Genomic DNA, 25,893 nt, shown 5'->3' on the forward strand with positions numbered 1-25,893 from the left:
GACCCTGCTCCTCCTAACCCACCCCTGACTCTCCCAAGAGGGCAACAATCCACTGTGCGCCGCTCCCCTCCTTGGAGGGGTTGGGGGGTGGGTTCAGGTTAACAACTCAAACTGAACTGTTCACGCTCGATCTATCGCGGTTGGCTGACTCAGTGAGAAAACGCTTTGGCGGGAACCACTTCCTTGACGATGCCCTCGGCTTTCCACGACAACACGCAGCCCGCGCCGCCATCGTTTTCATTTTCGTAATAGTCGATCTTGATGTCGTGATCGCCGGCCTTCAGTTCCACGCTGCCGGAAGTTTCCTGCATCTCATGCAAGCCGCCGTTCTCCACCACTTGCTTCCCGTCGATGAGCAACCGCGAGCCATCATCGGATTCAAGGTAGAAAGTGTATTTGCCGTCCTTGGGTATTTTGATTTTGCCCGTCCAGCGGATGGCGAAATGCGACTGCAACTTCGTGCCCGGAAACGTCATCTCGGTGCTGCGAAAGTTGATGTTTTTATCCACGCGCTTGAGCGTTGGCTTCTTGTCGGCGGGAATCGTCGGGAAATCTTCCACCGCTACACCCAAGTCGAAATATTCGCCGTTCAATCCCGGCTGCGGCTCATCCGCGGCGAATGTTTTCGTGACGTTCAACAGGCATAGCGCGAATAACAGTGTGAGAATTTTTTTCATAGGTTCTTTGGTTTGGTTGGCGATTTAATCAAATTGATCTACGGCAGGATAGTTCCAAGCGGAGAGCCGTCAATATGCAAGTGGATTGGTTTCTCCCGCCCGCTCGAAGTATTCTGATTTGGCGACAAGGTTTCGTTAAACCTGAAATTCGAAATATAAAAGGGAGCGCGCCCGCCTCGGGCGCTGTTTTCCGCGCCCTCGCGGAAAACGTCTGGCGCAGGGGGTCTTCCAACATCTCGATGAGCGGCCACACGGCGGATGCCGGACGCGGGGGCGCGTCCAGCGACGCCCGGGGCGGGCGTGATCCCCAGCGTCGAACTTCGGGTTAAATCTACCTCCACCGCCGCGTAACCCACGCTTGCGTTAGGCGCAAATCTTTCCACCATCCTGTCACACTGATAGAATTCAGAAAAAACGTTGTCGGAATTCGGCGTCGGTGGACGTTTAATAGATGAGATGCAGGAAAAATCAGATGTCGAACTGCTGCGGGAATACACCGCCGGGGCCAACGAGGCCGCGTTCCGTGAGATTGTCACCCGGCACGCGGACCTCGTCTATGCCTCGGCGTTGCGGCAGGTAAGCTCACCGGAGCTGGCGCGCGACATCGCCCAAACCGTTTTCTCCCATCTCGTGCGCAAAGCTCCGGCGCTGGGGAAGACCCTGGCAGACAATGCCTCACTCGTCGGCTGGCTTTACCGCACCACCCGCTACGAGGCGAACACGCAGATGCGGGACAACCGCCGGCGTCAGGCGCGCGAAAGGCAGGCTATGGAAAATTTCGATTCCAATTCCGAAACCGCGACCGAATGGGAACGGATCGCCCCCATGCTTGATGAAGCAATGGCCGACTTAAGCGACGAAGACCGCGACGCGCTGCTGCTGCGCTTCTTCAAGAACCATGATTTCCGCGCCATCGGCGTGACTCTCGGTGTGAGTGATGATGCCGCGCAGAAACGGGTCAGCCGCGCGCTGGAACGGCTGCGCGCCGAGTTCAACCGCCGGGGCGTGACCACCACCGCCGTCGCGCTTGCGACCGCAGTTTCCGCCAATGCGGTTGCCGTGGGACCGGCCGGTCTGGCCACCACACTTTCGACCGCCGCCCTTGCCGGAACCACGATCGCTATCAACACAACTGCAACCGTAACCAAGGCCATCGTTATGACTACACTGCAAAAGACTTTGATCGCGGCAACCGTCGTTGCCGCCGTCGGCACGGGAATCAACGAAGCCCGCCAAGCTTCAACGTTGCGAAGCCAAGTTCAAACGCTCCAGCAACAACGCGCCCCAATCGCGGAGCAAATCCAGCAACTGACCAAAGACCGCGACGACGCCAAACACCAACTCGCTGCGTCGCGCGACGAGAACGAACGCTTGAACCGCAACACCGCCGAACTGTTGCGGCTGCGCGGTCAGGTCGGAGTACTTCGGCAGGCGGAGCAGGAAAACGCTCGCCTGAAAGCGGAGAGAGACAATCTGGCGAAAAGGCTTCAGCAGGCATCAGGTACCACACAAGCCGGGATGCCCCTGGATGTAATCTCATTCAAAGGGAATTCAATATTCACCGAGGCCGAGCTAGCGAGAATCCTTATTTCGAGAGTGGGAGAGACATTGGACCAGCAAAAGCTGGATACGGACGTCTTGGAGATTTCGAAGTTGTATCGGGGAGCTGGTTACCCCGCCATTCAAGTTCTTGCTGTGGAGAAGCCTGAAGAATCATCAGGAAGAACCACGGTCACGTTTGTGGTGAAGGAAACGCCGCCGAAATGAGTCTTCTCCACCGCCGTATCTTACCCATTTGAAACACATCCGTATTCGGGCCTTTAGCCGATCACGCAGATGCTGGTCACGTCGCTCCATTGGCCGACTTGTTCGTTGTTGAGGCGGTAGATGGCTTTGTATTTCCAGACCGCGCTCGTCCCGGCAGCAGGCAATGCTGCGGTGTCCAGATAATCGGGCACGGTGTCGATGGCCAGGCACGCGAACACGCCATCGCCGCGGTCCACGTGGATTTCGAGAATGTCCCTTCCGAATGATCTCGTTGAACTGCGCTTGCATCTCACCTATTAAACGTCCGCGCCCCGCGTAATCCGACAAAGTATTTTCAAAAAGCAGCAGAGGACTGCCGCACTCCACGACGCTTCGCGCGGTTCGTGCGTCGCAGGCAATCGCTTTGCGTTCTGGAGTGCGGCAGTCCTCTGCCGCTATTGGCTGCGACCTGGGTTGCGTTGACCGCCACTTCGTGTCTCACCTGTTTCCCGCCCGCTCGTTGACACTCCTCCATCAGCCGACTAGCCTCCGCGCATGTCACGGTTGCCGTTCGAGTTGCTTTTGGCGCTGCGTTATTTGCGGCCCAAGCGGACGTTCGTCTCAATCATCACGCTCATCTCGATCATCGGCGTCATGCTCGGCGTCGCGGTCCTTATCATCGTCATCAGCGTGATGAGCGGGTTCGACCACGACTTGCGGGAAAAGGTTTTTGGCTTCAGCGCGCATCTGAAGATAACGGATCCCGGTAAAACGATGAAGAACTACGCGCTGACGGCGAGCATCGTGGCTTCGAACCGCAACGTCAAAGGAGTGGCGCCATTCTGTCTCGAGCAGGTCATGGTGAAAACGCAGCCAGCTTCCGGCCAGGCACAGATCGCCGCCCCATACATTCGCGGTGTGGACCCGCAAACGGAAAACCGGGTGAGCCGTCTGCCGACGAGCATCGTCAAAGGCGAATTTGACCTGAGCCACCACAGTTTGATTGTAGGAACTGTTTTTGCCGACCACATGAATTTGCGCGTGGGCGATCGTCTGCTGGTTTATTCGCCCGAAGATTTGCGGAAGATGGATGAGAGCCGCGGCAAGGAGAATGCCGTCGCGGTATTGCCAAATGAATATGACATCCGTGGCATTTTCGACGCAGGCTACTTCGAGTTCAACGCGTCCGTCGTCATCGCTTCGCTGGAAGATGCCCAGGAGCTTTACGATCTCGAAGACAGCGTCCACGGACTGCTCGTGGCGTTGGACGATCCTTTTCAAGCGCAGCGCGTGGCTGGCGAATTGCAACGCACGCTCGGCAGCGAATTGCGGGTGACGACCTGGATGGAGGACAGTCCGGTGATGATGGCCGTGATGGTGGAAAAAAACGTGATGCTCTACATCCTCTTCTTCATCGTGGTCGTCGCCGCCTTCGGCATCACGTGCACGCTCATCACCTTCATCGTGATGAAGACGCGGGAAATCGGTTTGATGAAGGCGCTCGGCGCCACCAACCGACAAGTGATGTGGGTCTTCCTCGGGCAAAGTCTCATCGTCAGCGTGCTGGGCGTGGCGGCGGGTTTGGGAATGGGGATGTTGGCAATTTCATATCGCAACGAATTCCTGGGCCTGATGCGCAATCTCACCGGCTTCGAGCTTTTTCCGGCGTCAATTTATGGATTCAGCCAATTGCCCGCGCTCATTGTGCCCGGCGACATCGCGATCATTTGCGGCGGGTCTCTCTTGATCTGTCTGCTTGCAGCGGCGTTTCCGGCGCGGCACGCCAGCCGGCTGAATCCCGTGGAGGCCTTGCGTCATGAATGAACCACTCCTCTCGGCCCGCCAGGTCACCAAAACCTACGCGATGGGGAGGCGCACGCTCGAAGTGCTGCGCGGCGTGGACCTCGAAGTGTTGCGCGGCGATTTTCTCGCGCTGCGCGGCGCCTCCGGCGCGGGCAAGAGCACGCTGCTCCATTTATTCGGCGGACTGGACGTTCCGAACTCCGGAGAAATCTGGTTTGCCGGCGAAAATCTCGCGCGGCTTCCCGAGAGCGCCCAAACGCGGTTGCGCAACCTGAAAATTGGTTTCATTTTTCAGGCCTACCATCTCCTGTCGGAATTGGACGCGCTGGAAAACGTTTGCCTGCCCGCGCGCATGGCGCGCACGCCGGCGGCGGCGGTTGAAGCGCGTGGACGCGAACTGCTGGAGCACGTCGGATTGAAAGAACGAATGGAGCATCGTCCTTACGAACTGTCCGGCGGCGAACAACAACGCGTCGCCATCGCGCGGGCAATGATCAACGCGCCGGATTTGATTCTCGCTGACGAGCCGACCGGCAATCTTGATTCGCATACTGGCGGTGAGATCATTGATTTGCTTTGCAAGTTGCATGAAGAGAAACACACAACCCTCATCATCGCCACGCACGATGGGCACGTCGCCGCCCGCGCGCCCAAAGTGGTGGAGTTGGTGGATGGCCAAATCCAGTAGATCTTAACCGTAATGATCCAGACCGACGAACCCCTCACCCTCACCCTCTCCCCATCGGATGGGGAGAGGGAACGCTTTCGCGCGTATGGACGACACGCACCGTTCGGTGATTCGCCGCGACGTCGCCGGAGTTTCACCCTCTCCCCGTCGGACGGGGAGAGGGCCGGGGTGAGGGGCGTATTCAACTCGATGGTTCCGGCTTAAATGCTATGCCCACCGATTGGGAAGCCCGCTATCAGACCAACGACATGCCTTGGGAAAAGGGCGAGGCGTCGCCGGGACTGGTCGATTTTCTGGCGGCGCATCCAGCCCTCAAACGCGGCACGGTTTGTGTGCCCGGCTGCGGCACCGGCCACGATGTGCGCGCCTGGGCGCGCGCTGGTTTCACGGCGGTGGGTTACGATCTAGCGCCCAGCGCCATCCGGCTCTCCATCGAGCGCACCAAAGCGGCGGGATTATCGGCGCAATTTCAACTCGTCGATTTTCTGCGCGACTCGCCCCGTGGAATAGGCGACGCATCAAGTTCTCTGCGTGCTGTTGCTGGTATTCCACGGGGCAAGCCGCCACAGTTGTTCGATTGGCTGTTTGAACACACACTGTTTTGCGCGATTGATCCGAGTGAGCGCGACGAGTACGTGCGTGCCGTGCTGCGCTGGCTTAAACCCGATGGTCAATACCTGGCGGTGAATTACCTGATTCCAGACAAGGACGGGCCGCCGTTTGGCACGACGCGGGAAGAATTGTGGCAACGATTCTCGCCGCACTTCGATCTGATGCAGGAATGGGTCCCCCGCTCGTATCCCAATCGCACCGGCTTGGAATTGATGCTGTGGTGGCGACGAAAGAAGTCAGCGTAAGCAGTTAGTGATTTACCCGCCGACGGCTGTATGCTAGGGTTTCATTGTTTTCCATGAAAGCGCATCAACCATCGGCGAGTCGCACCACCTCGGGCGGTTTCACGTTAATCGAGTTGCTCGTCGTCATTGCCATCATTGCGATTCTCGCCGGCCTGTTGCTACCGGCACTCGCGCGCGCGAAAGCCCAGGCGTTGAAAACCAAGTGCATCAGCAATCAGAAGCAAATCGGGGTCGCTTACAAACTATACGCCGATGATCACGATGGCTCGTATCCCGCTCACGACGGTTGGGCGTCGGTCGGCGGCAAGTTTTGGACGAATGCGAACGTGTCCGGCAACGCCGCTTATTACGGCGGGCGCGTGACTGAAACCAATCGTCCGTTGAACCAGTACATCGCCAACGTCGAGGTTTTTCACGACCCAGCCGACAATGGCGATTTTCTCAATCCGCAAGTCAAGACCTGTTGGGAAGGCTGGGGCAACAGCTTCCTGGTCGAGTGGGCCGCTGATGCATTTCGGGTGAAGAAGATTACCGGCGATTCGAAGGCCACTCGCGGCAGCCCTGAGGCCACTCCGATCAAGGATTCAGAAATTGCCCGCAAACCAAGCAACAAGATCATCCAGGGCGACTGGCCGTGGCACGCGAATCGCGACGTTAATGCCAAGCAAACCATCTGGCATAATTTCAAAGGCAAGCGGTACGAAGACATGCTCTTTGGCGACAGTCACGTCGAAAGCTATACTTTTCCCAAGGCAATGGACACGTGGATTTCCGTTAACCCCGATCCGAACTTCAGTTGGTGGTAGCCTGTGGTGCGGCTGCCAGAATAAAGTCGTGATTGGAAGTCGGCATGGCTGAATTTCCGTCGGCAGGCTACAATTTGAAGTGTGCAGAAGGCCATTTACAGCGTCCTGCTTTTGCTGCTGGGAATCGTGAGCGTCGGAGTCGCACATCGCATTCCTCCCGCGCGCGAGCCGGTCTATCAAGACAAACCATTGACCACATGGCTGGAGGATTTGAACAGCACGGCGCTATACACGCAGGATTCGGCGAAAGCGGCGATTCGCGAGATGGGGACAAACGCCGTGCCTTCGCTGACGGAAATGCTTAACGCCCATGATTCGCGTTTCAAATTGCTCTTGATGAAACTGGCTGCCAAGCAGTCGCTGATTCGAGTTCGTTTCCGGACGAAGGACGAAAGCCACCTGATGGCCATCAAAGGTTTTCGGGCAATCGGACCGCTGGCCCGGCCAGCCATCCCCCCGTTGATCGGTTTTCTCAACAATGCCGAAACCGCCAATGAAGCTGCGTACTCGCTCGTTGTCATTGACGAAAGCATTTTCCCGTTGACCCGTGCGACCACCAACCAGAACTATGAAGTTGCGGTGCGCTCCGCCGCCATCGCGCGACTGGCTTCCGGTCAATACGACGAACAAGCGGTGTTGGCCGTCCTCCTCAAAGCATTCGAGGACAAGAATCCTGAAATCAGTTCGCAAGCCGCGCGATCCTTGGGCTTACTCAAAAAAGAACCACGACTTGTTGTGCCATCGCTCATCGAAAAACTGAGTAACGCGAACGCGAACGTTCGCCAAGAGTCGGCGTGGGCGCTCGGCAGATTCGGGGCAGAAGCGGCAACGGCAATTCCGTCGCTTTTGAGAACGAGCGAGGATCAAGATCGCCAAGTCCGAAACGAGGCAATCAACGCGTTGAAGAAAATCGGGTCATCGGCGACCGCGAAGGCAGTTGGCGGATAGAACCCGGCCAAGAAACGTTCCGAAAAAAAGCATGGTAGGACGCGCCGATTCATCGGAAAATCTAGTTTGACCGGCCATCACTCAACAGCTTGCACCGTGTAGCCGCCGGATTTTTCATCAGCCTCCAATTTCAGCAGGCCGCGTTTCTGCGCTTCGAGCAGCAAATCGTTGAACGATCGAAACCCAAACGCCCGCTCGTTGAATCCCGGATTCCTTCGCTTGATGGCCTGCTTGATCATCGAACCCCAGATATGTTCGTCCTCCCCACGTTCGGCGGTCACGGCTTCCAATGTTTCCAACACGAGATCAAACCCCTTCTCGGGGGACAGTGATTTGCTCACACCTTCAGCCGGCTTGGCCGCGGATGTGGTGGTGGCAGCAATCCGGCGCCGCACCTTCGATGGCTCCGCGCGCACCAGGTCATCGTAATAAATAAATTGATCGCAGTTGTTGAGGAACAGGTCGGACGTAGAATTCTTCACGCCCACACCGATGACGGTCTTGGCGTTCTCCCGCAACTTGCTCACGAGCGGCGAGAAGTCCGAATCGCCGCTGATGATGACAAAGGTATCGACGTGGCCCTTGGTGTAACAAAGGTCGAGTGCATCCACCACCATGCGGATGTCGGCGGAGTTCTTGCCGGACTGCCGCACATGGGGAATTTCAATAAGTTCGAACGCGGCCTCGTGCAGGTCGCGCTTGAACGCCTTGTAACGGTCGAAGTCGCAGTAGGCTTTCTTGACGACGATGTGCCCCTTGAGCAGCAGGCGTTCGATGACCTTCTGAATGTCAAACTTGGGATAATGGGCATCCAGCGCGCCAAGCGCAATGTTCTCCAGGTCGAGAAACACCGCCATCGTCGCGTCGGAATCTTTCGTGGTCATTGGGTTCGCCATTTCGATATCTCACAGCTAACCTCCACACGCTGGCGGAAGCGAGAGAAAAAAACTGCCTGCCACAACAAAAATCGTGCAACCACGAACAAACCTTTCATATTTAACGAAATGACGATTCCGAAGAACAAGATCTTGCGTGGCGATTGCCTCAAGCTGCTGCGCACGTTACCCGACGAGTGCGTGGACGTTTGCTTTGCTGATCCGCCGTTCAATCTCGAAAAAAAATACGGCAAGTATAAGGACCGCCTCGAACTGGACGAGTATCTGGCGTGGTGCGAAGCGTGGATCACGGAACTCGTGCGCGTCACCAAACCGACGGGCAGCATCTTTCTGCACAACCTCCCGAAGTGGCTGACCTACTACGCCGCCATCCTTAACCGGCTCGCGCATTTTCGACACTGGATCTCCTGGGATGCGATGAGCATGCCGCTGGGCAAGACCCTTTTACCGGCGCATTACGGAATCATTTTCTACACAAAGGCCGCACGCGGTTACAAATTCTTCGAGATTCGCGCGCCGCACAAACGCTGCCGCCTGTGCAACGGCTTTCTCAAGGACTACGGCGGCAAGAAGGATCAGATGCACGCCTTCGGCAATTTGGTGAGCGATGTCTGGACCGACATTCACCGCATCAAGCACAACAAACGGCGCGACGAACACCCCTGCCAGTTGCCCGTTCATCTGCTCGAACGCGTGATTCTCATGAGCACCGACCCCGGTGATGTGGTTCTCGATCCGTTCCTCGGCACCGGCACGACAGCGATCGCGGCGAAGGCGCTTGGTCGTCATTACATCGGAATGGAACTGGACGAAACTTACGTCCGCATCGCGAAACAAAAGCTCAAGCGCGTCACGCGGAGCAAGCACAAGGGCTTCTTCGTTTCCTATTTTCTCAACAAACTGCAAAGCGTGCGAGATATCGACGCCCGGCAAATCTTCCCCGCCCAATTGACCAAGCAACAGAAACGGCAACGGGAACAATTACTGGAAACTGTTCAACCGACGGAATTGGAATTTGCATTTGAAGCGGAACCAGTCGCCAGGCGCACGAACAAACTCCAGGTCGAAACTCGCCCACCCGCAAACCCGGTTTGACTTTCCAACCTCACCGGCTAGGGTGCCAACGAGGTGTCTGGCATGAAACGATTCATCATAGCGTTGCTGTTGGGAATCATTATTGGCGCGGGCGGTTACTGGTATTTCACCGGCGGCCGCAAACAACCGGTGACCAAACAGGTCGAAACCAGCGTGGCCAACGGCGCGGGCCAGGTCAAAGACGCCATACAGGCCAAATTGGAGGCGTTGAATCTGCGCAGCGATGACATCAAAGCGGACCTGGCGCGAACGGGCACGGTCATTCGCCGCAAAGCCCGCGACCTCGGCGCGGTGGTCGCCGATGCCACCGCTGACGCCCGCATCACCGCGGCCATCAAGGCGAAGTTTGTGGCGGACCGCAACCTCCCCGCCTTGAGTATCTCCGTCAACACCACCGCCGGACATGTGACTCTATCCGGCAAGGTGGCGTCGCCGGAACAAATCGGCAGGGCCATTCTGCTGGCGATGGAAACCGACGGCGTCCACGATGTCGTTTCCACCTTGCAGGTGAAATGACCCGGTTTGCCTGTTGGCGTCACAAACACAAGCAATCTTGCGCTTGCTTGCCTTTGCGCGGATTGGGAGTAAGCTCAAGCTATGCTCGATTGGAGTCAGTGTTCGGCGGTAGAACGCGTGCCCGGCAAGGTCAGCGGCGTGTGGCTGTTTCGCGACACACGCGTCCCGGTGAAGGCGCTCTTCGAGAACCTCGAAGATGGCGCGACAGTCGGCCAGTTTCTTGAATGGTTTCCCGGCGTGACGCAGCAACAGGTCGAAATCGTGCTGGAGTTCGCGGGCCAGAGCCTTGCCGTTGCCGAACCACGCTGACCGGGGATGAAAATCCTCTTTGATCAAGGAACGCCTTCCCCATTACGACACTCGCTGGCCAGTCATTCGGTGGTCACCGCCTTCGAAAAGGGCTGGGACAAGTTGGAGAACGGTGATCTCATCCGCGCGGCGGAAGCCGAGAACTTCGATGTCCTGATCACAACCGACCAGAATCTGAGGCATCAGCAAAACCTTCGCGGGCGAACCCTTGCCATCCTGGTCTTGCCCACAACAAGCTGGCCAAAAATCCACCAACACGTGGAGAAAATCTCTGCCGCTGTGATCTCGCTCAAGCCGGGTGAATATCGGGAACTGGACCTTGGATTTTGACGGGTGGGAAAAGAAAAGCACACGCAAGGTCGCTACCCACCGCCTCCCACGCCCGAACCCTGCCCCGGCTCGGTCTGGCTTTTGGGATCGAGCAATTCGTCCAGCTTGGCCTTGTCGAGACCGGACATTTCCAGCGCGACCTGGCGAATCGTGCGCCCACTTTCGTAAGCGACCTTGGCAATCTTCGCCGCCTTGTCGTAGCCAATGACCGGCGCGAGCGACGTGCACATCGCGAGACTCTGTTCGATGTTGCCTTCGCACTTCGCCGCGTCGGCTTCCAAACCGGTCACACATCGTCGCGCAAAAACGCGGCTGCCGCTGGTCAACAGTTCAATGGATTGCAGAAGGTTGTGGGTCATCACCGGCAGCATCACGTTCAATTCAAAATTCCCGAATGTGCCACAGAAAGTGACCACGGCGTCGTTGCCGATGACTTGTGCGCCCACCTGAATCAGCATCTCGCACATCACGGGATTGACTTTGCCCGGCATGATGGATGAACCGGGTTGGGTGGCCGGCAACTTCAATTCACCCAGCCCACAGCGCGGCCCTGAGCCAAGCAGACGGATGTCGTTGGCGATTTTGATCAAGCTGACGGCCACAGTTTTGAGCGCGCCGCTGGTCTCCACACACGCATCAATGCCGCCCTGCGCTTCGAAGTGATTTGGCGCTTCGCGTAACTTGAGGCCGGTTTCGTCAGCAATGCCTTCGATGGTGCGCCGGGCAAACTCAACATGCGTGTTGATGCCCGTGCCGACGGCGGTGCCGCCCAGCGCCAGTTCGCTCAAATGCTCCTCCACTTTCCAAAGCCGATTGATGCCATGTTCGACCTGGCTCGCGTAACCGCTGAATTCCTGGCCAAGCCGGATCGGCGTGGCGTCCTGTAAGTGCGTGCGGCCTATCTTCAGAATATCGGCAAACTCTTGGGCTTTTTTTAACAACGCGCCGTGCAGTTCGTTCAACGCGGGGATAAGTTGATGCACGATTGCTTCCAGCGCCGCGATGTGAATGGCGGTGGGAATCACATCATTGCTCGATTGGCCGCGATTGACGTGGTCGTTGGGATGCACTGATTTATCGCCCCGCTTGCCGCCCAAGATTTCAGCGGCGCGGTTGGCGATCACCTCATTGGCGTTCATGTTGGTCGAAGTGCCGGAGCCCGTCTGGAAAATATCAATTACGAACTGGTGATCCCATTTTCCGTCCGCCACCTCTTGCGCCGCCTTTTGAACTGCATCGGAAATATTTTTCGGCAGGAGACCGAGCGCCGTGTTGGTGATGGCCGCGTGTTTTTTGATCAACCCCAATGCGCGAATGAACTGCCGAGTGAAACGCAGACTGCTGACCGGGAAATTCTCGACGGCCCGCGCCGTCTGTGCGCCGTAATAAGCGTCTGTCGGTACCTGCATTTGTCCCATCGAATCGGCCTCAGTCCGAAACTCGTTTTTCATGGCAACCAGTTTATTGGATTGGTCTGTCGGTTTCCAAATCAATTAGTTTAATCCGCCGTTGATGCCGCCCGCCCTCGAACGGAGTCGCCAGCCAGACCTGCACAAGCTCCAGCGCGGTCTCAATGGTCATCATGCGCTGACCGAGCGAGAGTACGTTGGCGTCGTTGTGTTGTCGGCTGAGCCGGGCGGATTCAACATTCCAACACAGCGCGCAGCGAACGCCTTTGACGCGGTTTGCCACCATCGCTTCCCCGTTGCCGGAACCGCCGAGGATGACGCCGCGCTCGAATTCGCCGCGCGCAACCGCTTCCGCCACCGGCCGGATGAAGAGCGGGTAATCACATGGCTCTTCCGAATGCGTGCCGAAGTCGGTGACGCTGTGCCCCAACTGTTCCAACAGGTCGCGGATCCTCTCCTTGTATTGAAAACCAGCGTGGTCCGATCCGGTGGCAATCTTCATAGGATGAACGGGTTCAAGCTTTGCCTGGACACTGGCAAAAACCCTTTCGCACCGCCAGTCTGGAGTTCGCGAAAAGAAACCACACCGCCACATTGCCGATATTGCTTTTACGGGCGCGTCGGGAGTATTCTGTTTTTGAGCGCAACCCAATGGTTGTGGCCCATTGCCGTAACGTATGGAAAGAGTTGAGTCGCGTCGCGGTGGAACAGAACCGCCAAGAGTCGATTCCAAAGAAAGGAGAACGATATGGCTTACTATCTTGTGCAGGCAACATACACGTCTGAAGCGTGGAAGAACTTGGTCAAGCACCCGCAGGACCGGACCAAAGCGATCCGGCCCGTCATCGAGAAACTCGGTGGAAGCCTCGAATCAATGTGGTTTGCCTTCGGAGATTATGATCTGGTGCTCATCATGCAAATGCCCGACAACGTCAGTGCCGCCGCCTTTTCGCTGGCGGCTACCGCCGGTGGCGCTCTCAAGGCCCTCAAGACGACCGCTTTACTGGCCATCACCGAGGGACTGGACGCGATGAAGAAAGCTGCCAAAGCCGGCTATCGACCACCCGGCAAATAGTTCGTGAAACTTTCGTCCGTGTGTCACGCTTGAAATCGTTGTCCCGGCGGTCGAGTTAGTCAGCCGGTTCTGTGTTCATTCGTGCAATCGCGATGGGTGGAGATGGCGGCGCCAATCGTGACGCCTTGGAACTTATGGTGAACCTGTTCAAGACATTGCTCTTCACGATTCTGGCGCCGGGGACGCTGACGGTGATCGTGCCTTGGTTGTTATTGCCACCGGGCAGCCGGAGGATGCACGGCGAGCTTGCGGATGTCGTTGGTCTGATCGCCATTGTGTTTGGCGCGGCCATTTATTTCTGGTGCGCCTGGGATTTCGCATTCGCCGGCAAAGGCACACCCGCGCCTTACGACCCGCCCAAGCTGCTGGTGACGCAAGGACTCTATCGCCTGGTCAGAAACCCGATTTATGTCGGCCTCATGTTCGTGTTACTGGGTGAAGCGTTGATGTTTGCGTCGCCGACGTTGCTGGTTTACGCGCCGGGGATGTGGCTGGCATTTCACCTGCGGATCATTCTGTATGAAGAACGGGTGCTGAAAAAACAATTCGGCGAGGAGTATCTGGAGTATTGCCGCAAGGTGCCGCGATGGATTCCGCGTTGGCCAGATCGAAACAGTGAATGAAATCATATCGCGCCGGTAAAATCTTTGGTTGAAACTTGTGGGCTGAACCGCAGAGTAACGGGAATGGTTTGCCACCGATGAACGCCCGTCTTTCGCACCTCAAAGACCTGGATTACTCCGTGGTGCAACAATGCATGCACTGCGGCCTTTGCCTGCCGACCTGCCCGACCTACGACGCCACCAAACTGGAACGCAACAGCCCGCGCGGGCGCATCGCCCTGATGCGCGCCATTGCCGATGACCGGCTCGCTGCGACGAAGGCATTTGGTGACGAGATGTATTTTTGCCTCGGTTGCCTGGCCTGCATGACGGCCTGCCCGGCGGGCGTGAATTATGCCGAGCTGTTCGAGCACGCACGAGCGGAAGCCGAACAAAGCGGCGCGCTAAGTTCGCCAAAACGAAGTTTAATCCGCAGCCTCACCCTGCGCTGGCTGTTCATGGATTTGAGCCGGCTGCATCTGGTTGGTCGCGTGATCCGGCTGTATCAACAACTCGGCTTGCAAACGCTCATTCGGCGCAGTGGCGGATTGAAGTTGTTGCCCAAACGTCTGCGTGAATTGGAGGCTATGACGCCGACGATTCAGGGAAAGTTTTCGGCGGAACTGATCGTGCCCATCACCCCGGCTGTCGGCCAGAAGAAATACCGCGTCGCCGCGCTTACCGGTTGCGCTCAGGATTTGATGTTCAGCGACGTGAACCGCGACACCGTCGAAGTCCTTGCACGCAACGGCTGCGAAGTTGTCACGCCGTCGGAGCAACTGTGCTGCGGTTCGCTCCACGCGCACAACGGCGAATGGGAACTGGCTCAACGACTGGCGCGCAGAAACATCGACCAGTTTCCGCCGGACAAATTCGATGCCATCATCACCAACGCCGCCGGTTGCGGGTCGCACCTCAAGCATTACGCGAAGTTGCTCGCCGATGATCCGGCTTACGAAACGCGCGCGCAATTGTGGGATGCGAAAGTAAAAGACGTTCACGAATGGCTGGCGCACATCGGCATTCAACCGCCGGCGGCGACTGCGCAGCCAGAGCAAACCGTCACTTACCACGAAGCCTGCCATCTTTGTCACGGCCAGAAGATCACGGCGCAACCGCGGGAGGTCTTGCGTGCGGTTCCAAATCTAAAACTGGTCGAGTTGCCTGAAAGCACCTGGTGTTGCGGCAGCGCCGGAATCTACAATCTCATTCAGCCGGAAATGGCCGACGATCTCCTCGACCGCAAACTCCAGCACATCAAGTCAACCAAGGCTGGCGTTGTCGCCACCGGCAATCCCGGTTGTCTGGCGCAAATCATCAACGGCGCGAGAAAGCAAAACCTGTCGCTGCGTGTTGTTCATCCCATTACGCTCCTGGCGGAGGCGTATCGGCGCGGTAGCCAATAGTTTATATGCGTTCCAAAACTGAAATCATTTCCCTCCTGGCCAATCCCGGCATCATCGCCGTGGTTCGCGCGCAAATGGCCGAGCAAGTTCTGCCGTTGTCTGAAGCGTTGATCGCCGGTGGCGTCATCGCGGTTGAAATCACGATGACGACGCCCAATGCGATTGAAGCCATTCGCAAAGCAAGCCAAACAATCGGCGCGCGAGGGTTGATCGGCGTGGGCACGGTGCTGGACGCGCAGACTTGTCACGCCGCCATCGACGCCGGGGCGGAGTTTGTCGTCAGCCCCATCATGCGACCGGAACTGGTCACTGCCGCGCATGCGGCCGATCGGCCCGTCATGGTGGGCGCGTACACACCGACGGAAGCGCAACTGGCGCACGAAGTGGGCGCGGACTTCATCAAGATTTTTCCCGCCGACAAGCTTGGCCCGGAATACATCAAGGCCATTCGCGCGCCCCTGCCGCATCTGCGCATTGTGCCGACCGGCGGCGTGGATTTGTCGAACGCGGCCGCATTTTTGAAAGCAGGTTGTGCGGCGCTCGGCGTCGGGTCGTCGCTTGTTTCCGCGCAGATTTTGCGCGAGGAAAACTGGACGGAGCTGACCCGGTTGGCAGCGGAATTTGTGAGGATCGCGCAAAGTGTGCCGCGATAATCACTCTGCTGGAACCAGCCGCGCGGGCCGCACGAAAATCTTTACCCTCTTCCGACGACTGATTACTATCCAGCGAAATGAGCCAACTGAATTATCGAGTGCGCCGTGCGACGCTGGATGATTTGGACGTGCTCCGCAAACTGTGGCAGTCCATGCGCCTCGACGAGAAAGAACTCGAACGGCGACCCACCGAGTTCCAGGTCGCCGAAGACGCGAACGGCCAGGTGATTGGTGCCGTGGCGCTGCAAATCACCGACCGCCAAGGTCGGCTGCACAGCGAGGCGTTCGACGATTTTGCCCACGCCGACCAGGTGCGTCCGTTGCTGTGGGAGCGACTTCAAGCCGTCGCCAACAATCACGGTCTCCTGCGGGTCTGGTCGCAGGAACGCGCACCGTTTTGGAATCGCTGCCTGCATCCCGCAAAAGCCGGAGAGCTGGAAAAGCTGCCGGCCACTTGGCGCAACATTTCCGGCAAGTGGTTCACCTTGCAATTGCGCGACGAAACCGCGGTCGTGTCGCTCGACAAAGAATTCGCCTTGTTCAAGGAAGCAGAGAGGCAGCAACGGGAGGCATTGCTCCGTCACAAAAAAACTGTCAGCGTCATTGCGACGGTGATCGCCATTATTTTGGCGATCTTTGTGCTGATCGTTGCCCTGCGTCTGATGCAAAATCCCCAACTGCTACGACACTGACGGCCGCGTGAATTCGTCGGCGTGGTAGGAACTGCGCACCATTGGTCCGCTGGCGACGTGAACGAAGCCCATCTGCTCCGCCGCGAGTTTGTATTCGGCGAACTTTGCGGGCGGAATGAAATCCACCACCGGCAGGTGACGCAACGTCGGTTGCAGATATTGTCCCAGCGTGAGGATGTCGCAGTTTGCGCTGCGCAAGTCGCTCATCGCTTGAAACAATTCCTCCTCGGTTTCGCCCAAGCCCAACATCAGGCCGGACTTCGTGTAGATGCTGGCACCGCGTTTGGCCTTCACTTTGCCCAACACCCTTAGAGAACGGTCGTAAGTCGCGCGCGAACGGACGCTCGGCGTCAGTCGCCGCACCGTTTCGAGATTGTGATTGAAAATCTCCGGGTTCGCCGAGAGCACGGCATCGATTGAAGCATCGCGGTCGAGGAAGTCAGGCACAAGCACCTCGATGACGATGCCGGGATTTAGGTTGCGTACCGCGTCGATGGTGTGATGAAAATGTTCCGCCCCGCCGTCCGCCAGATCGTCGCGCGCGACGGCGGTGATGACAACGTGCTTGAGTTTCATGCGGCGCGTCGCTTCGGCTACGCGAGCAGGTTCGTCGGCTTCGAGGGCGAGCGGTTTGGCCGTCGTGACTGCGCAGAAACCGCAGGCGCGCGTGCAGCGGTCGCCGGCGATCATGAACGTCGCCGTGCCTTTGCTCCAACAATCCCAGTGGTTCGGGCATTTGGCGCTCTCGCAGACGGTGTGAAGTTTCAGTTCATCGAGCAAAGCGCGGGTGTGAGCGAACGTGTCGGCGGTTGGCAGTTTGAGCCGCAACCATTCCGGCAGACGCGGGCGTTTGGGTTCGGTGGTCGTCACAATTTGTGAACCGCAGATGAACGCGGATCGACGCAGATGGAACAAAATGAATTCTTATCTGCGTTCATTTGCGTTCCTCTGCGGTTGAAATTCTCTGCCAAAATTCTTCCAGCTCATCCGGGCCGAAATCGGCGAGGACTTGGCCGTCCACTTCGAGGACGGGCGCGAGGTCCTGATCGGAGAGGCGGACCATTTCGTCCCAGGCGGCGTCGCTGGCCATCACGTCAATCGTTTCGTATTCGATCCCGCGCGTGTCGAGCCAGCGCATCGCTTTATGGCACCAGCCGCAATACGGTTTGATGAACAAACGGATTTTCATGATTCAAAACTCAAGCGGCAGGCGCAGGCAATCAATCAGCTTGCGGGTGATGGCGGCGCGCCGCAACCGGCTTACCTCGCCGCGCTTCTCAAGAAAATCATTTTTTGGCAACGCGTAGATAAAGTCGCAGCGAACGGCGGTTTTCCAATCCAGCCCGTCAGCTTCGTCCAAACCGGCCTCGTGACGCTTCAATTCACGATTCAACCGCACCGAGGTGCAAAGCAGGCCGTTGACGTGAGCGATGGCTTCGTTTGCACAGCGTTCGTCACTGGAAAGAATCACCACCGGATGCGGTTGTTCGTCGCGATACGGGAAAAGATAAATCTCCCACTGCCTCATGGCACAATGGCTTTCGGCCCTTGCGCAGCGAACCAGTTGGACTCCTCGATTTCGTCCTTCGTGTAGCAGTCGGCGAAATAGCCCGCCGGCTTGGGCGTCGCCCAGTCGGGTTTCTGGGTGCGCAGGACGAATTCAAAAATGCGTTCGCGCTCCTGCTTCGGCAGGCTCTGAATCTCTTTGATCAACTCGGTTGCACTCATGGTTGAGGTTTAACTCATGGCCGGACGCATTGCAAGGGCGCGTCATCAGTTGAATTGTGGGCGTCGAGGTGACAAGACTCAAATTGAAACAGAAAAGTTAGAGACTCCTCACGTCGTCTCCTACCATTGAAGGCCGCGTGTGTGGAGCCAGCGGATAGCTTTGTGACACCAGCCGCAATACGGTTTGATGAATAGGCGAATGTTATGTGGCGACGCTTTCATGTCGGCCATTCGATACCAGCCAACCAGCCACCGATACACACCATCATCAACCCCGTTGTGGACATTGCAAAGGGCTTGAATGTGGTTTTCAAGTTTAGCAACAAGAAAACAATATCGACTGGTGGCAAGAACAAGCAGCCAAAAAACCACCAAAGGCTACGTTTGTAAGCCACGGTCAAAAACATTACATCTCCGACCAGCGCGGCAAGGAGTCCAAGAAAAAGCAGGATGTATCCTGAAATCACCATCTCGGAATTATTAGCTTATCCACCAATCTGCGCCTTGTAGCTTTCCGGCGTGAGGAGGGAATTGAGCTCCGCCACGTTGCTCAACTTGATTTTGAAAAACCACCCACCGTCGTATGGTTCAGTGTTTACCAAAGCCGGATTGTCCACGACAGCTTTGTTAACTTCAGTGACTTCTCCGCTCAGGGGCGAATAAATATCGCTGGCGGTTTTGACGGATTCAACGACAGCGCAAGCCTCACCGGCCTTGACCTGTCGCCCCACGGTTGGCAGTTCGACGAAGACGACGTCGGTCAGTTCATGCTGCGCGTGGTCGGTGATGCCGACGGTGGCGATGTCGCCGCTGACACGCGCCCATTCGTGGGACTTGGCATATTTCAAATCGGACGGAATATTGCTCATAATATTTTCAACCGCGGATGGCGCGGATGACACGGATTAAAAACTGTTTTCCGCATCTGTGCAATCCGCGAAATCCGTGGTTCAACCTTTTCGGTAGATTGGCTTGGGGACGACGACAGCAGTTGATCGCTTGCTGCGGATTTCAATTTCAATCCCCATCCCTGGTTTAGCCGACTCTGGCGGCACGTAACCCATGCCGATGCCAATACTTAATGACGGACTTTGCGTGCCGCTCGTTACTTCGCCGACTTTTGTATCGTTGATCCAGATCGGATAATGTGGCCGCGGCGGCGCGGATCGACCGGTCATCTTGAACGCAATGAGCTTCTTGCTCACGCCACCAGCCTTTTGTGCTGCTAGAACGGAACGGCCTTTGAATTCGCCTTTATCCAGCGAAACAAAAAAACCAACGCCGGCTTCCATCGGCGTCGTCTTTTCATCCAGTTCATGACCGTAAAGTGGGTAACACACTTCCGTGCGCAACGTGTCGCGCGCTCCGAGGCCGGCTGGCTTGATACCGAACGGCTGACCTTTAGCGAGCACGGTTTCCCAGATTTGAACGATGGTTGCGTCTCCGCCGACAATTTCAAAACCGTCCTCGCCCGTGTAACCGGTGCGCGACACCAGCACGCTGGCGGCGCCGAACTTGAAACCGCCGATCTCGTTTTTCTTCAAGTCCGTCGCGCAGTTGACACGCATGGCCGAGACGGAAGCGCCCGGAACGCAGTCGTTAATGAACTCTTTCACGCGCGGGCCTTGCACCGCGATGGCGGCGTAGTTGTGTGAGGCATCGGTGAGCCGCAGTTCACCCGATCTCGGAAACTTCGCGGCCTGCGCCTGCAACCACGCGACATCGGCCTCGATGCGCGAGGCGTTGATGATGAGCAGATAAACGCCGCCGGAAAGCTGGTAGGCGTAAAGGTCGTCGATCACACCTCCGCGCTCGTTGCACATCAAGGTGTATTGGCCGCCACCAGGTGCGAGTTTGCGGATGTCGTTCGTGAGAACTGAATTCAGGAAGTCGGTTGCGCCCGCGCCGCTCACGGTGACTTCGCCCATGTGCGAGATGTCGAAAATCCCGGCGGCGTTGCGCACGGCCTGGTGTTCGTCAATGATGCTGGTGTATTGCACCGGCATTTCCCAGCCGCCGAAGTCGATGAGCTTGGCGCCCAGTTTTTGGTGAGCGGCGAAAAGGGACGTGCGTTTGAGCATTGATGTGAAAGCGTTGATGCGTTGAGTGTTGAAGCGTCCCTTCGATTCAACTATTCAACGGTTCACGCACGGATGGTCAACCTTTCACCTTTACGATTCCTTCATCTCCCTTGGGGAGATTCAAGGCTTCCTCGACCACGGCGGGATCGGTGGTTTCGATAAAAGCGCCGTGCTCGCGCAGGAAGTAGAACAGCCACGGCTCAAAGTATTCCGTGTTGGTGGCCATGACGAGTTTGAGTTCGGGCGCACCGGAGATCTTGTGGTGCAGGCTCAAGTGGTGCGCTTTTTTTTCACCCTTCTTGTTGAAAACGATGAGTCTGGCTTTCATGGCTTCCTCCGTTGTTGGGGTGCTGGTTCATCCCCATTTTTCTGTGAACATTTGTGTCTTGGGAATTCCCATGTCTGTTACGACCAGGTGTTCGGTGTTCTCCACCAGCTCGGTGGGGCCGCAGGCGTAAAAGACGGTGTTGGGCTGATCGACGATATGCTGCTTCACCCACGCTGCGTCGATGCGTCCGCGCCGGCCCGGCCAGGGATCGGTGGGCGAGAGGCGGGTGCAGGTGACAAGAAATTTGAAGTTCGGATTCTCCTTTTCCAACTGCTGGAATTCGTTGTTGAAAATGATGTCGTTGGTCGTTCGCACGCTGTAAAGAATCGTGATCCTCGTTTCCAGTTTGCGGCGCGTGGCTTCGCGCACAAAACCGCGGAACGGCGTCACTCCCGAACCGCCGGCAATACAGATCAGATGTTTGTTCGGTTCAAGAACGGGCAGAAATTTTCCCGCCGGCGGCAGCACGCCCATTTTGTCGCCGACCTTGGCCCAATCCACGATGCGCGTGCCCATCTTGCCCTCCCGTTTGATGGTCACTTCATAAAAGCCGCGATCGAGCGCGCACGACGAAAGCGAGTACGGACGTTTATAGTTGGGCGTGTCCGGCCAATAGACCGTGATGAACTGGCCGGTCTTGAACTCCACATCGTAACCCTCCGGCCATTTGAGTTTCAGAGTTTTGGTGTCCGGCAGCTCCATGGGTGCAGACTCGATCAACATTTCGGCGATTACTTTGGCCATATCGTCTGGTCAGGTTGCGCGGACAATAGACCGGGCCCGCACCGGCTGTAAAGGAGGCATTAGCGCCAAGATAAGTGCGATCAAGATTTATCTCTGCGATACTTGGGGAGAGACATCGAGGCAGACACCTTCCTTGGTGCTTCGCGCATAGATGCGGCCATTGCTCACAATCGGGGTGCTCCAGCATTTGCCGGTCAGCACCTTGGCGCGCGCGATTTCAGTGTAGGCTTTGGGTGTCGCCTCCACCAACACGAGTTGTCCAGCATCGCCAAGCACCAGGAGGGCGCCGTCCACCAGGATGCAACCCCCTGGTCCGAAGCCTTCTTGCGACCAGATCACCTTGCCGGTAGCCAGCTCGACGCATTTCAGCGGACACTTGCCATGTTCCTTGAAGCCAAACAAACCGTAGAGATATCCGTCTTTATACACCGGCGTACTCCAGTGATTGTTGATGACGTTCGCCGGTTGAAACCAGATTTGCGTCGCAGAAAAAGCGTTCCCCGACTTGCTGATTTTGTACGCGCCCGAACCAACGCCGTAACCCGCCGAACAATAAACAATATCCCCGGCCACGATCGGCGTCATTGCCGTGGAGGTGCTGTATTTGAACGGTTGCTTCCACACCAGGTCGCCGGTTTGCTCGTTGACGGAAACCAACCCGCTTTGCACGAAGAACACGACCTGCCGCACTCCGTGAATCGTGGCGGCCACCGGTGTGGAATGAGTCATTATTTCCGTCTGCCCTTTCCAAACCACGCGGCCATCGGTCTTGTTGAGGGCCAACAACGATTGTTCCGGTCCGCCGCCCGCAACGAAGAGCAAGTCGCCGTCAATCAAGGGCGACGCGGCATTTTGCCAACGGATGTTTTGACCGGCGTGTTCGGCAATCAAGTCCTTCTTCCAAATCGTTTTGCCATCGGCCGCGTCCAGACAATAAAGAACCAATTTACCGGAGAACGCGTAAACCTTGCCCCCGTCAACCGTCGGTGTGGAACGCGGGCCATCGCCGCCGCTGTTGTCTTTGGTGCCGGAGTCTCCGCCGCCGTCATACTTGGCAATCCCCAATGGTACGGCCCAAAGTTCCTTGCCGGTGTCGGCGTCGAGCGCGACGCACACTTCCTGGTTCGCGCCCTCGACGGAACGCTGCACGAGGCTGAACGCCCGCCCATGACTCACGGTGAATGAACTGAAACCGTCGGTGAGCGGCGCTTTCCATAATTGCCGCGGCCCATCGGCGGGCCACTTCTTCAAAATCTTTTCCGGCGAAGTGCTGTCGTGATTCGGCCCGCGAAATTGCGTCCAGTCGGCGGCGAAGCCAACCAGGGCGCCGGCTAAAACGACACAACCAACAAACAGTGACTTGGTTTTCATGCGGATTTTTTACACTAGTTCACAGACCATTGCAACAGTCGGCAACAAGGGCGGTTGCTTTTCTCAGAGCGTGTACTGGTCGTGCTTGCTGGCTGAAGCCGGGATACAAAACGGCTTTCCGTATATGCTCTCAGACCAACCATCATATCTGCAGCCGCCTCAAGAATTCCTGCGTAAACACCTCATACGCCGCCGCGCCACTGCTGTATTTGTCGTAATAAATGATCGGTTTGCCGAAACTGGGCGCTTCGGCCAGACGCGTGCTGCGCGGGATGACGGTCTCAAACACGCGCTCGCCGAAATGCTGGCGCACCTCGCCCACCACCTGGTTCGACAGATTGGTGCGCCCGTCGAACATCGTCATCACAACGCCCAGCAGTTCCAGGCGCGGGTTCACGCCGGTGTCGCGCAACTGATTCATGATCCGGTTGATCATCGAGATGCCTTCCAGCGCGTAATACTCGCATTGCAGCGGCACCAGCAAGCCGTCCGCCGCCGCAAACGCGTTCAGCGTGAGAATCCCCAGCGAAGGCGGACAATCCACCAAAACCAAATCAAACCGTTCGGACTCCAACACGGGTTTCAACGCGCGCACCAACCGTTGCAAATGATTCTCCATGCGCGCCAGTTCAATGTCCGCCCCGCACAAATCAACTTCGCTGGGAATCAGCTCCAACCGTTCGAAGGCAGTCTGTTTTATTTTTTCGAGCAGACTTTCTCCGCCCATCAGCGGCAAATAGGCGCTGGCACCCTCCGTTTTTTCCAGGCCCAGACCGCTGGTCGCGTTTCCTTGCGGATCGAAGTCCAGCAGCAGCACCCGTTTGCCCACCGCCGCCAGGCAGGCCGCGAGGTTGACAGCCGTCGTCGTCTTGCCCACGCCCCCCTTTTGGTTCGCGACCGCGATGACTTTGGTTGACACGCCGGAGATTTAACGGAAGCTGCGGAACAAGTTCAAGGTTTTCACGTTCGCAACGCGTCCGCCAGGCTGGCTTTGATCTGGGCGATTTTCTGCTCGAAACTGAGCACCATCGTCCGTTTGTCCAGGTTCTCGCCGAGCGCCCTCGAGGTGGTCAGCAAGTGAAGCTTGAGTCGCTCCGCAATCAGTTTGTCGATCAGTTCCGCGATTTGTTCCGGTTTCATTGGATTCCTTTGAGACTGGGTTGGCCGTTACTTTCCCGATTTATGCTCCCTTTTCGAGTGGGCTTCAACGCTGACATGAAAATTTCTGCTGTCGGTTGCTTGTTTTTTCGTGCAAGACAGTTTCGCTGGATTTTGTCTCGACGCCAGCGCATGATACAGCCATGAAATTGATTCTATCCACGCACAACGTGACACTGACCAAGGCGATCGAAGACCACATTCTCGCACGAATCGATAAACTGGAGCACCTGGACCGCTTTGCCATCAACGCGCGCGTCACCCTCGAACACGACAACACCAAAGCCGCTGACCGTCAGTTTTCCTGTTCCATGCGCCTGGCGGTGCGCGGCCCGGATCTTTTTGCTGAAGATGCCGAAAGCGACCTTTACGCGGCCATCGACCTGGTGACCAAAAAAATCCAACAACAAATCCGCAAGCGGCATAGCAAACACAAAGCCCGCAAACACACCGAAGCCGCCCGCACCAAGCGTCGCCGTCAGGAATCGGAGATATGAAGTTGGTTGAGGGTTGAGGGTGGATTGTTGAGAGTAAAGACCCCAGACTAGTCTGTGCCGCACAATCCTCAACCTTCAACTCACAACTCTCAACGGATTCTTCGCGCCCGCATCATTCTGCCGGTTGCGCGCCCGCTGATCGAAAATGGCGCCGTCTGCATTTCCGACAATCGTATCACGGCAGTTGGGCGCTGGAGCGATTTCTCACCGCCTGCGCGGGTTCAAGTTGTCGATCTCGGCGAAATGATTTTGCTGCCCGGACTCGTCAATGCCCATTGCCATCTGGATTACACGGACATGGCAGGTCAATTCCGCCCGTCCAAAAGTTTCACCGACTGGATCAAACTCATCACCACGAGCAAGGCTGGCTGGTCCTACGCTGATTTCGCGCAATCCTGGCTGCACGGCGCGCAGATGCTCATCCGCACCGGCACGACCACCGTGGCGGACATCGAAGCGGTGCCGGAACTCCTGCCTGACGTTTGGAATGCCACCCCGCTACGCGTTTTTTCTTTTTTGGAAATGACCGGGATCAAAAGCCGCCGCCTACCGCGCGCCATCTTGCAGGAAGCGGCGAACAAAATCACGTCTCTCGCTGCCGAGCGGGGCCGCGTTGGACTCTCGCCGCACGCTCCTTACTCCACCGTGCCAGAGTTGATGTGGCATTGTGCGGACGTCGCCCGCAAACGGAACTGGCGTTTGACCACCCACGTCGCCGAATCGGCGACCGAGTTTGAAATGTTCATGCACGCTCGCGGGGAAATGTTCGACTGGCTGCGCCGCAACCAGCGCGACATGTCCGACTGCGGCGGCGTTTCGCCCGTGCAACATCTTGAGCGAAATGGTTTGTTGGCTGAAAATCTTCTCGCCGTCCACGCCAACTATCTCGATCAAGAGGACGCGACACTTTTGGCTGAACGACAAGTGAGCGTGGTGCATTGCCCGCGCAGTCATGACTTCTTTGAACATCAAACGTTTCCGCGCCCGGAATTGGCCGCCGCCCGCGTCAACCTTTGCCTCGGCACGGACAGCCTGGCCACTGTGCGCAAACGCCGCGGCCAGTCCTTGGAACTAAACCTGTTTGAGGAAATGCGCGCGTTCTCCGCCCGTGCGCTAGACCAGTCGCCCGAATCCGTTCTGCGAATTGCCACACTCAATGGAGCGCGGGCGCTGGGCATGACGGGCCAAATCGGCGAGCTTTCTGAAAACGCGTTCGCCGATCTGATTGCCATTCCGCACGCCGGAAAAACTGCGACCAGCTATGACACGGTGCTGCAACATACTGGCGGAGCGGCTGCCAGCATGATTGACGGCCAATGGGCGCTTGCCCCGGGTCAATAGCTCCGTCAGTAGCGAAATATTTGTAACCCTGCACGCCAAAAACAATCCAACCCCAGCGGGGCGGTATCTCGATGTCGCTCCGGACGGAGCTTTCAATTCTGATCCGATAACCGCTATAAATATTTCGCCCCGCTGGG

35 protein-coding genes are annotated in these 25,893 nt (G+C 57.2%); 17 read left to right on the top strand and 18 right to left on the bottom strand.

Going from position 1 to position 25,893, the window contains the following annotated elements:
• Positions 1-149: 149 nt before the first annotated feature.
• Positions 150-677, bottom strand: a complete 528-nt coding sequence (locus HY298_22535; protein ID MBI3853037.1) for a hypothetical protein — start codon at positions 675-677, stop codon at positions 150-152.
• Positions 678-1,133: 456 nt separating this feature from the next.
• On the opposite strand from HY298_22535, the gene HY298_22540 reads away from it, so the two are divergent.
• Positions 1,134-2,444, top strand: coding sequence for a sigma-70 family RNA polymerase sigma factor (locus tag HY298_22540; GenBank protein ID MBI3853038.1), 1,311 nt, complete (start codon positions 1,134-1,136; stop codon positions 2,442-2,444).
• A gap of 53 nt (positions 2,445-2,497) precedes the next feature.
• Here HY298_22540 and HY298_22545 read toward each other — a convergent pair whose 3' ends face one another.
• Positions 2,498-2,680, bottom strand: a complete 183-nt coding sequence (locus tag HY298_22545) for a hypothetical protein (GenBank protein MBI3853039.1) — start codon at positions 2,678-2,680, stop codon at positions 2,498-2,500.
• A gap of 298 nt (positions 2,681-2,978) precedes the next feature.
• Here HY298_22545 and HY298_22550 point away from each other — a divergent pair, with 298 nt between their 5' ends.
• From HY298_22550 to HY298_22570, 5 genes are all read left to right on the top strand, one after another.
• The gene (locus HY298_22550) at positions 2,979-4,247 is read left to right on the top strand and encodes an FtsX-like permease family protein (protein ID MBI3853040.1); all 1,269 of its coding nucleotides are present in this window, start codon (positions 2,979-2,981) and stop codon (positions 4,245-4,247) included.
• Positions 4,240-4,914 carry an ABC transporter ATP-binding protein gene (locus HY298_22555; protein MBI3853041.1) on the top strand — a complete coding sequence of 225 codons (675 nt, stop codon included), beginning with the start codon at positions 4,240-4,242 and terminating at the stop codon, positions 4,912-4,914. The genes HY298_22550 and HY298_22555 overlap by 8 nt, the downstream gene beginning before the upstream one ends.
• A 209-nt stretch (positions 4,915-5,123) precedes the next feature.
• Positions 5,124-5,771, top strand: a complete 648-nt coding sequence (locus HY298_22560) for a methyltransferase domain-containing protein (protein ID MBI3853042.1) — start codon at positions 5,124-5,126, stop codon at positions 5,769-5,771.
• A gap of 53 nt (positions 5,772-5,824) precedes the next feature.
• Positions 5,825-6,577: a prepilin-type N-terminal cleavage/methylation domain-containing protein gene (locus HY298_22565; GenBank protein MBI3853043.1), complete on the top strand. Its 753-nt coding sequence runs from the start codon at positions 5,825-5,827 to the stop codon at positions 6,575-6,577.
• A gap of 81 nt (positions 6,578-6,658) precedes the next feature.
• Positions 6,659-7,525, top strand: coding sequence for a HEAT repeat domain-containing protein (locus tag HY298_22570; protein ID MBI3853044.1), 867 nt, complete (start codon positions 6,659-6,661; stop codon positions 7,523-7,525).
• Between the two features lie 77 nt (positions 7,526-7,602).
• Here the strand turns inward: HY298_22570 and HY298_22575 are convergent, their stop codons facing one another.
• Positions 7,603-8,409, bottom strand: coding sequence for an NYN domain-containing protein (locus tag HY298_22575; protein MBI3853045.1), 807 nt, complete (start codon positions 8,407-8,409; stop codon positions 7,603-7,605).
• A 120-nt stretch (positions 8,410-8,529) separates the two neighbouring features.
• Here HY298_22575 and HY298_22580 point away from each other — a divergent pair, with 120 nt between their 5' ends.
• From HY298_22580 to HY298_22595, 4 genes are all read left to right on the top strand, one after another.
• Entirely contained in the window at positions 8,530-9,516 is a 987-nt protein-coding gene (locus HY298_22580; protein ID MBI3853046.1) for a site-specific DNA-methyltransferase, read from the top strand.
• Positions 9,517-9,558: 42 nt separating this feature from the next.
• On the top strand, positions 9,559-10,032 hold the full coding sequence (locus HY298_22585) for a BON domain-containing protein (GenBank protein MBI3853047.1): 474 nt from the start codon (positions 9,559-9,561) through the stop codon (positions 10,030-10,032).
• 81 nt (positions 10,033-10,113) lie between these two features.
• Positions 10,114-10,341 carry a DUF433 domain-containing protein gene (locus HY298_22590; protein MBI3853048.1) on the top strand — a complete coding sequence of 76 codons (228 nt, stop codon included), beginning with the start codon at positions 10,114-10,116 and terminating at the stop codon, positions 10,339-10,341.
• Between the two features lie 6 nt (positions 10,342-10,347).
• Positions 10,348-10,671 carry a hypothetical protein gene (locus tag HY298_22595; protein MBI3853049.1) on the top strand — a complete coding sequence of 108 codons (324 nt, stop codon included), beginning with the start codon at positions 10,348-10,350 and terminating at the stop codon, positions 10,669-10,671.
• A gap of 32 nt (positions 10,672-10,703) precedes the next feature.
• Here HY298_22595 and HY298_22600 read toward each other — a convergent pair whose 3' ends face one another.
• Both HY298_22600 and rpiB read right to left on the bottom strand, forming a co-directional pair.
• Positions 10,704-12,122 carry a class II fumarate hydratase gene (locus HY298_22600; protein ID MBI3853050.1) on the bottom strand — a complete coding sequence of 473 codons (1,419 nt, stop codon included), beginning with the start codon at positions 12,120-12,122 and terminating at the stop codon, positions 10,704-10,706.
• Between the two features lie 10 nt (positions 12,123-12,132).
• Positions 12,133-12,582 (bottom strand): ribose 5-phosphate isomerase B, encoded by a 450-nt coding sequence (gene rpiB / locus HY298_22605; protein ID MBI3853051.1) that lies wholly within the window; start codon positions 12,580-12,582, stop codon positions 12,133-12,135.
• A 246-nt stretch (positions 12,583-12,828) separates the two neighbouring features.
• Between rpiB and HY298_22610 the strand changes: the two genes are divergently transcribed.
• The 5 genes from HY298_22610 to HY298_22630 all read left to right on the top strand — a co-directional run bounded on the left by HY298_22610 (position 12,829) and on the right by HY298_22630 (position 16,508).
• Complete coding sequence (locus tag HY298_22610) at positions 12,829-13,155, top strand: GYD domain-containing protein (protein MBI3853052.1); 327 nt, start codon at positions 12,829-12,831, stop codon at positions 13,153-13,155.
• 71 nt (positions 13,156-13,226) lie between these two features.
• Positions 13,227-13,778, top strand: a complete 552-nt coding sequence (locus HY298_22615; protein MBI3853053.1) for an isoprenylcysteine carboxylmethyltransferase family protein — start codon at positions 13,227-13,229, stop codon at positions 13,776-13,778.
• 77 nt (positions 13,779-13,855) lie between these two features.
• Positions 13,856-15,163: a (Fe-S)-binding protein gene (locus HY298_22620; GenBank protein MBI3853054.1), complete on the top strand. Its 1,308-nt coding sequence runs from the start codon at positions 13,856-13,858 to the stop codon at positions 15,161-15,163.
• A 5-nt stretch (positions 15,164-15,168) separates the two neighbouring features.
• On the top strand, positions 15,169-15,816 hold the full coding sequence (locus HY298_22625) for a bifunctional 4-hydroxy-2-oxoglutarate aldolase/2-dehydro-3-deoxy-phosphogluconate aldolase (GenBank protein ID MBI3853055.1): 648 nt from the start codon (positions 15,169-15,171) through the stop codon (positions 15,814-15,816).
• 77 nt (positions 15,817-15,893) lie between these two features.
• Complete coding sequence (locus HY298_22630) at positions 15,894-16,508, top strand: hypothetical protein (GenBank protein MBI3853056.1); 615 nt, start codon at positions 15,894-15,896, stop codon at positions 16,506-16,508.
• Here HY298_22630 and lipA read toward each other — a convergent pair.
• The 13 genes from lipA to HY298_22695 form a co-directional block, all read right to left on the bottom strand.
• A complete protein-coding gene (gene lipA, locus HY298_22635; protein MBI3853057.1) occupies positions 16,497-17,381 on the bottom strand; it encodes a lipoyl synthase in 885 nt (294 codons plus the stop codon). The two genes, HY298_22630 and lipA, sit on opposite strands and share 12 nt — an antisense overlap.
• A 61-nt stretch (positions 17,382-17,442) precedes the next feature.
• Positions 17,443-17,697, bottom strand: coding sequence for a glutaredoxin family protein (locus HY298_22640; protein ID MBI3853058.1), 255 nt, complete (start codon positions 17,695-17,697; stop codon positions 17,443-17,445).
• 3 nt (positions 17,698-17,700) lie between these two features.
• On the bottom strand, positions 17,701-18,036 hold the full coding sequence (locus HY298_22645) for a type II toxin-antitoxin system PemK/MazF family toxin (GenBank protein MBI3853059.1): 336 nt from the start codon (positions 18,034-18,036) through the stop codon (positions 17,701-17,703).
• Entirely contained in the window at positions 18,033-18,236 is a 204-nt protein-coding gene (locus tag HY298_22650) for a hypothetical protein (GenBank protein ID MBI3853060.1), read from the bottom strand. The genes HY298_22645 and HY298_22650 overlap by 4 nt, the downstream gene beginning before the upstream one ends.
• 120 nt (positions 18,237-18,356) lie before the next feature.
• Positions 18,357-18,458 carry a hypothetical protein gene (locus tag HY298_22655; protein ID MBI3853061.1) on the bottom strand — a complete coding sequence of 34 codons (102 nt, stop codon included), beginning with the start codon at positions 18,456-18,458 and terminating at the stop codon, positions 18,357-18,359.
• Positions 18,455-18,706 carry a hypothetical protein gene (locus HY298_22660; protein MBI3853062.1) on the bottom strand — a complete coding sequence of 84 codons (252 nt, stop codon included), beginning with the start codon at positions 18,704-18,706 and terminating at the stop codon, positions 18,455-18,457. The genes HY298_22655 and HY298_22660 overlap by 4 nt, the downstream gene beginning before the upstream one ends.
• A gap of 15 nt (positions 18,707-18,721) precedes the next feature.
• Positions 18,722-19,105 (bottom strand): glycine cleavage system protein GcvH, encoded by a 384-nt coding sequence (gene gcvH / locus HY298_22665; protein ID MBI3853063.1) that lies wholly within the window; start codon positions 19,103-19,105, stop codon positions 18,722-18,724.
• Between the two features lie 81 nt (positions 19,106-19,186).
• Entirely contained in the window at positions 19,187-20,317 is a 1,131-nt protein-coding gene (gene gcvT, locus HY298_22670; protein MBI3853064.1) for a glycine cleavage system aminomethyltransferase GcvT, read from the bottom strand.
• Between the two features lie 76 nt (positions 20,318-20,393).
• Positions 20,394-20,645, bottom strand: coding sequence for a hypothetical protein (locus HY298_22675; protein MBI3853065.1), 252 nt, complete (start codon positions 20,643-20,645; stop codon positions 20,394-20,396).
• A gap of 27 nt (positions 20,646-20,672) precedes the next feature.
• The gene (locus tag HY298_22680) at positions 20,673-21,389 is read right to left on the bottom strand and encodes an FAD-dependent oxidoreductase (protein ID MBI3853066.1); all 717 of its coding nucleotides are present in this window, start codon (positions 21,387-21,389) and stop codon (positions 20,673-20,675) included.
• A gap of 87 nt (positions 21,390-21,476) precedes the next feature.
• Complete coding sequence (locus tag HY298_22685; protein ID MBI3853067.1) at positions 21,477-22,760, bottom strand: PQQ-like beta-propeller repeat protein; 1,284 nt, start codon at positions 22,758-22,760, stop codon at positions 21,477-21,479.
• Between the two features lie 142 nt (positions 22,761-22,902).
• The gene (locus HY298_22690; GenBank protein MBI3853068.1) at positions 22,903-23,679 is read right to left on the bottom strand and encodes a ParA family protein; all 777 of its coding nucleotides are present in this window, start codon (positions 23,677-23,679) and stop codon (positions 22,903-22,905) included.
• Positions 23,680-23,720: 41 nt separating this feature from the next.
• On the bottom strand, positions 23,721-23,900 hold the full coding sequence (locus tag HY298_22695; protein ID MBI3853069.1) for a hypothetical protein: 180 nt from the start codon (positions 23,898-23,900) through the stop codon (positions 23,721-23,723).
• A gap of 161 nt (positions 23,901-24,061) precedes the next feature.
• On the opposite strand from HY298_22695, the gene raiA reads away from it, so the two are divergent.
• Together raiA and HY298_22705 are read left to right on the top strand one after the other, a co-directional pair.
• Positions 24,062-24,415 (top strand): ribosome-associated translation inhibitor RaiA, encoded by a 354-nt coding sequence (raiA, locus tag HY298_22700; protein MBI3853070.1) that lies wholly within the window; start codon positions 24,062-24,064, stop codon positions 24,413-24,415.
• Positions 24,416-24,469: 54 nt separating this feature from the next.
• Positions 24,470-25,756, top strand: coding sequence for an amidohydrolase family protein (locus HY298_22705; protein ID MBI3853071.1), 1,287 nt, complete (start codon positions 24,470-24,472; stop codon positions 25,754-25,756).
• Positions 25,757-25,893 lie beyond the last annotated feature (137 nt).

Source organism: Verrucomicrobiota bacterium, from assembly GCA_016200005.1.
In the GTDB taxonomy this organism is placed as follows: Bacteria; Verrucomicrobiota; Verrucomicrobiia; order Limisphaerales; family PALSA-1396; genus PALSA-1396.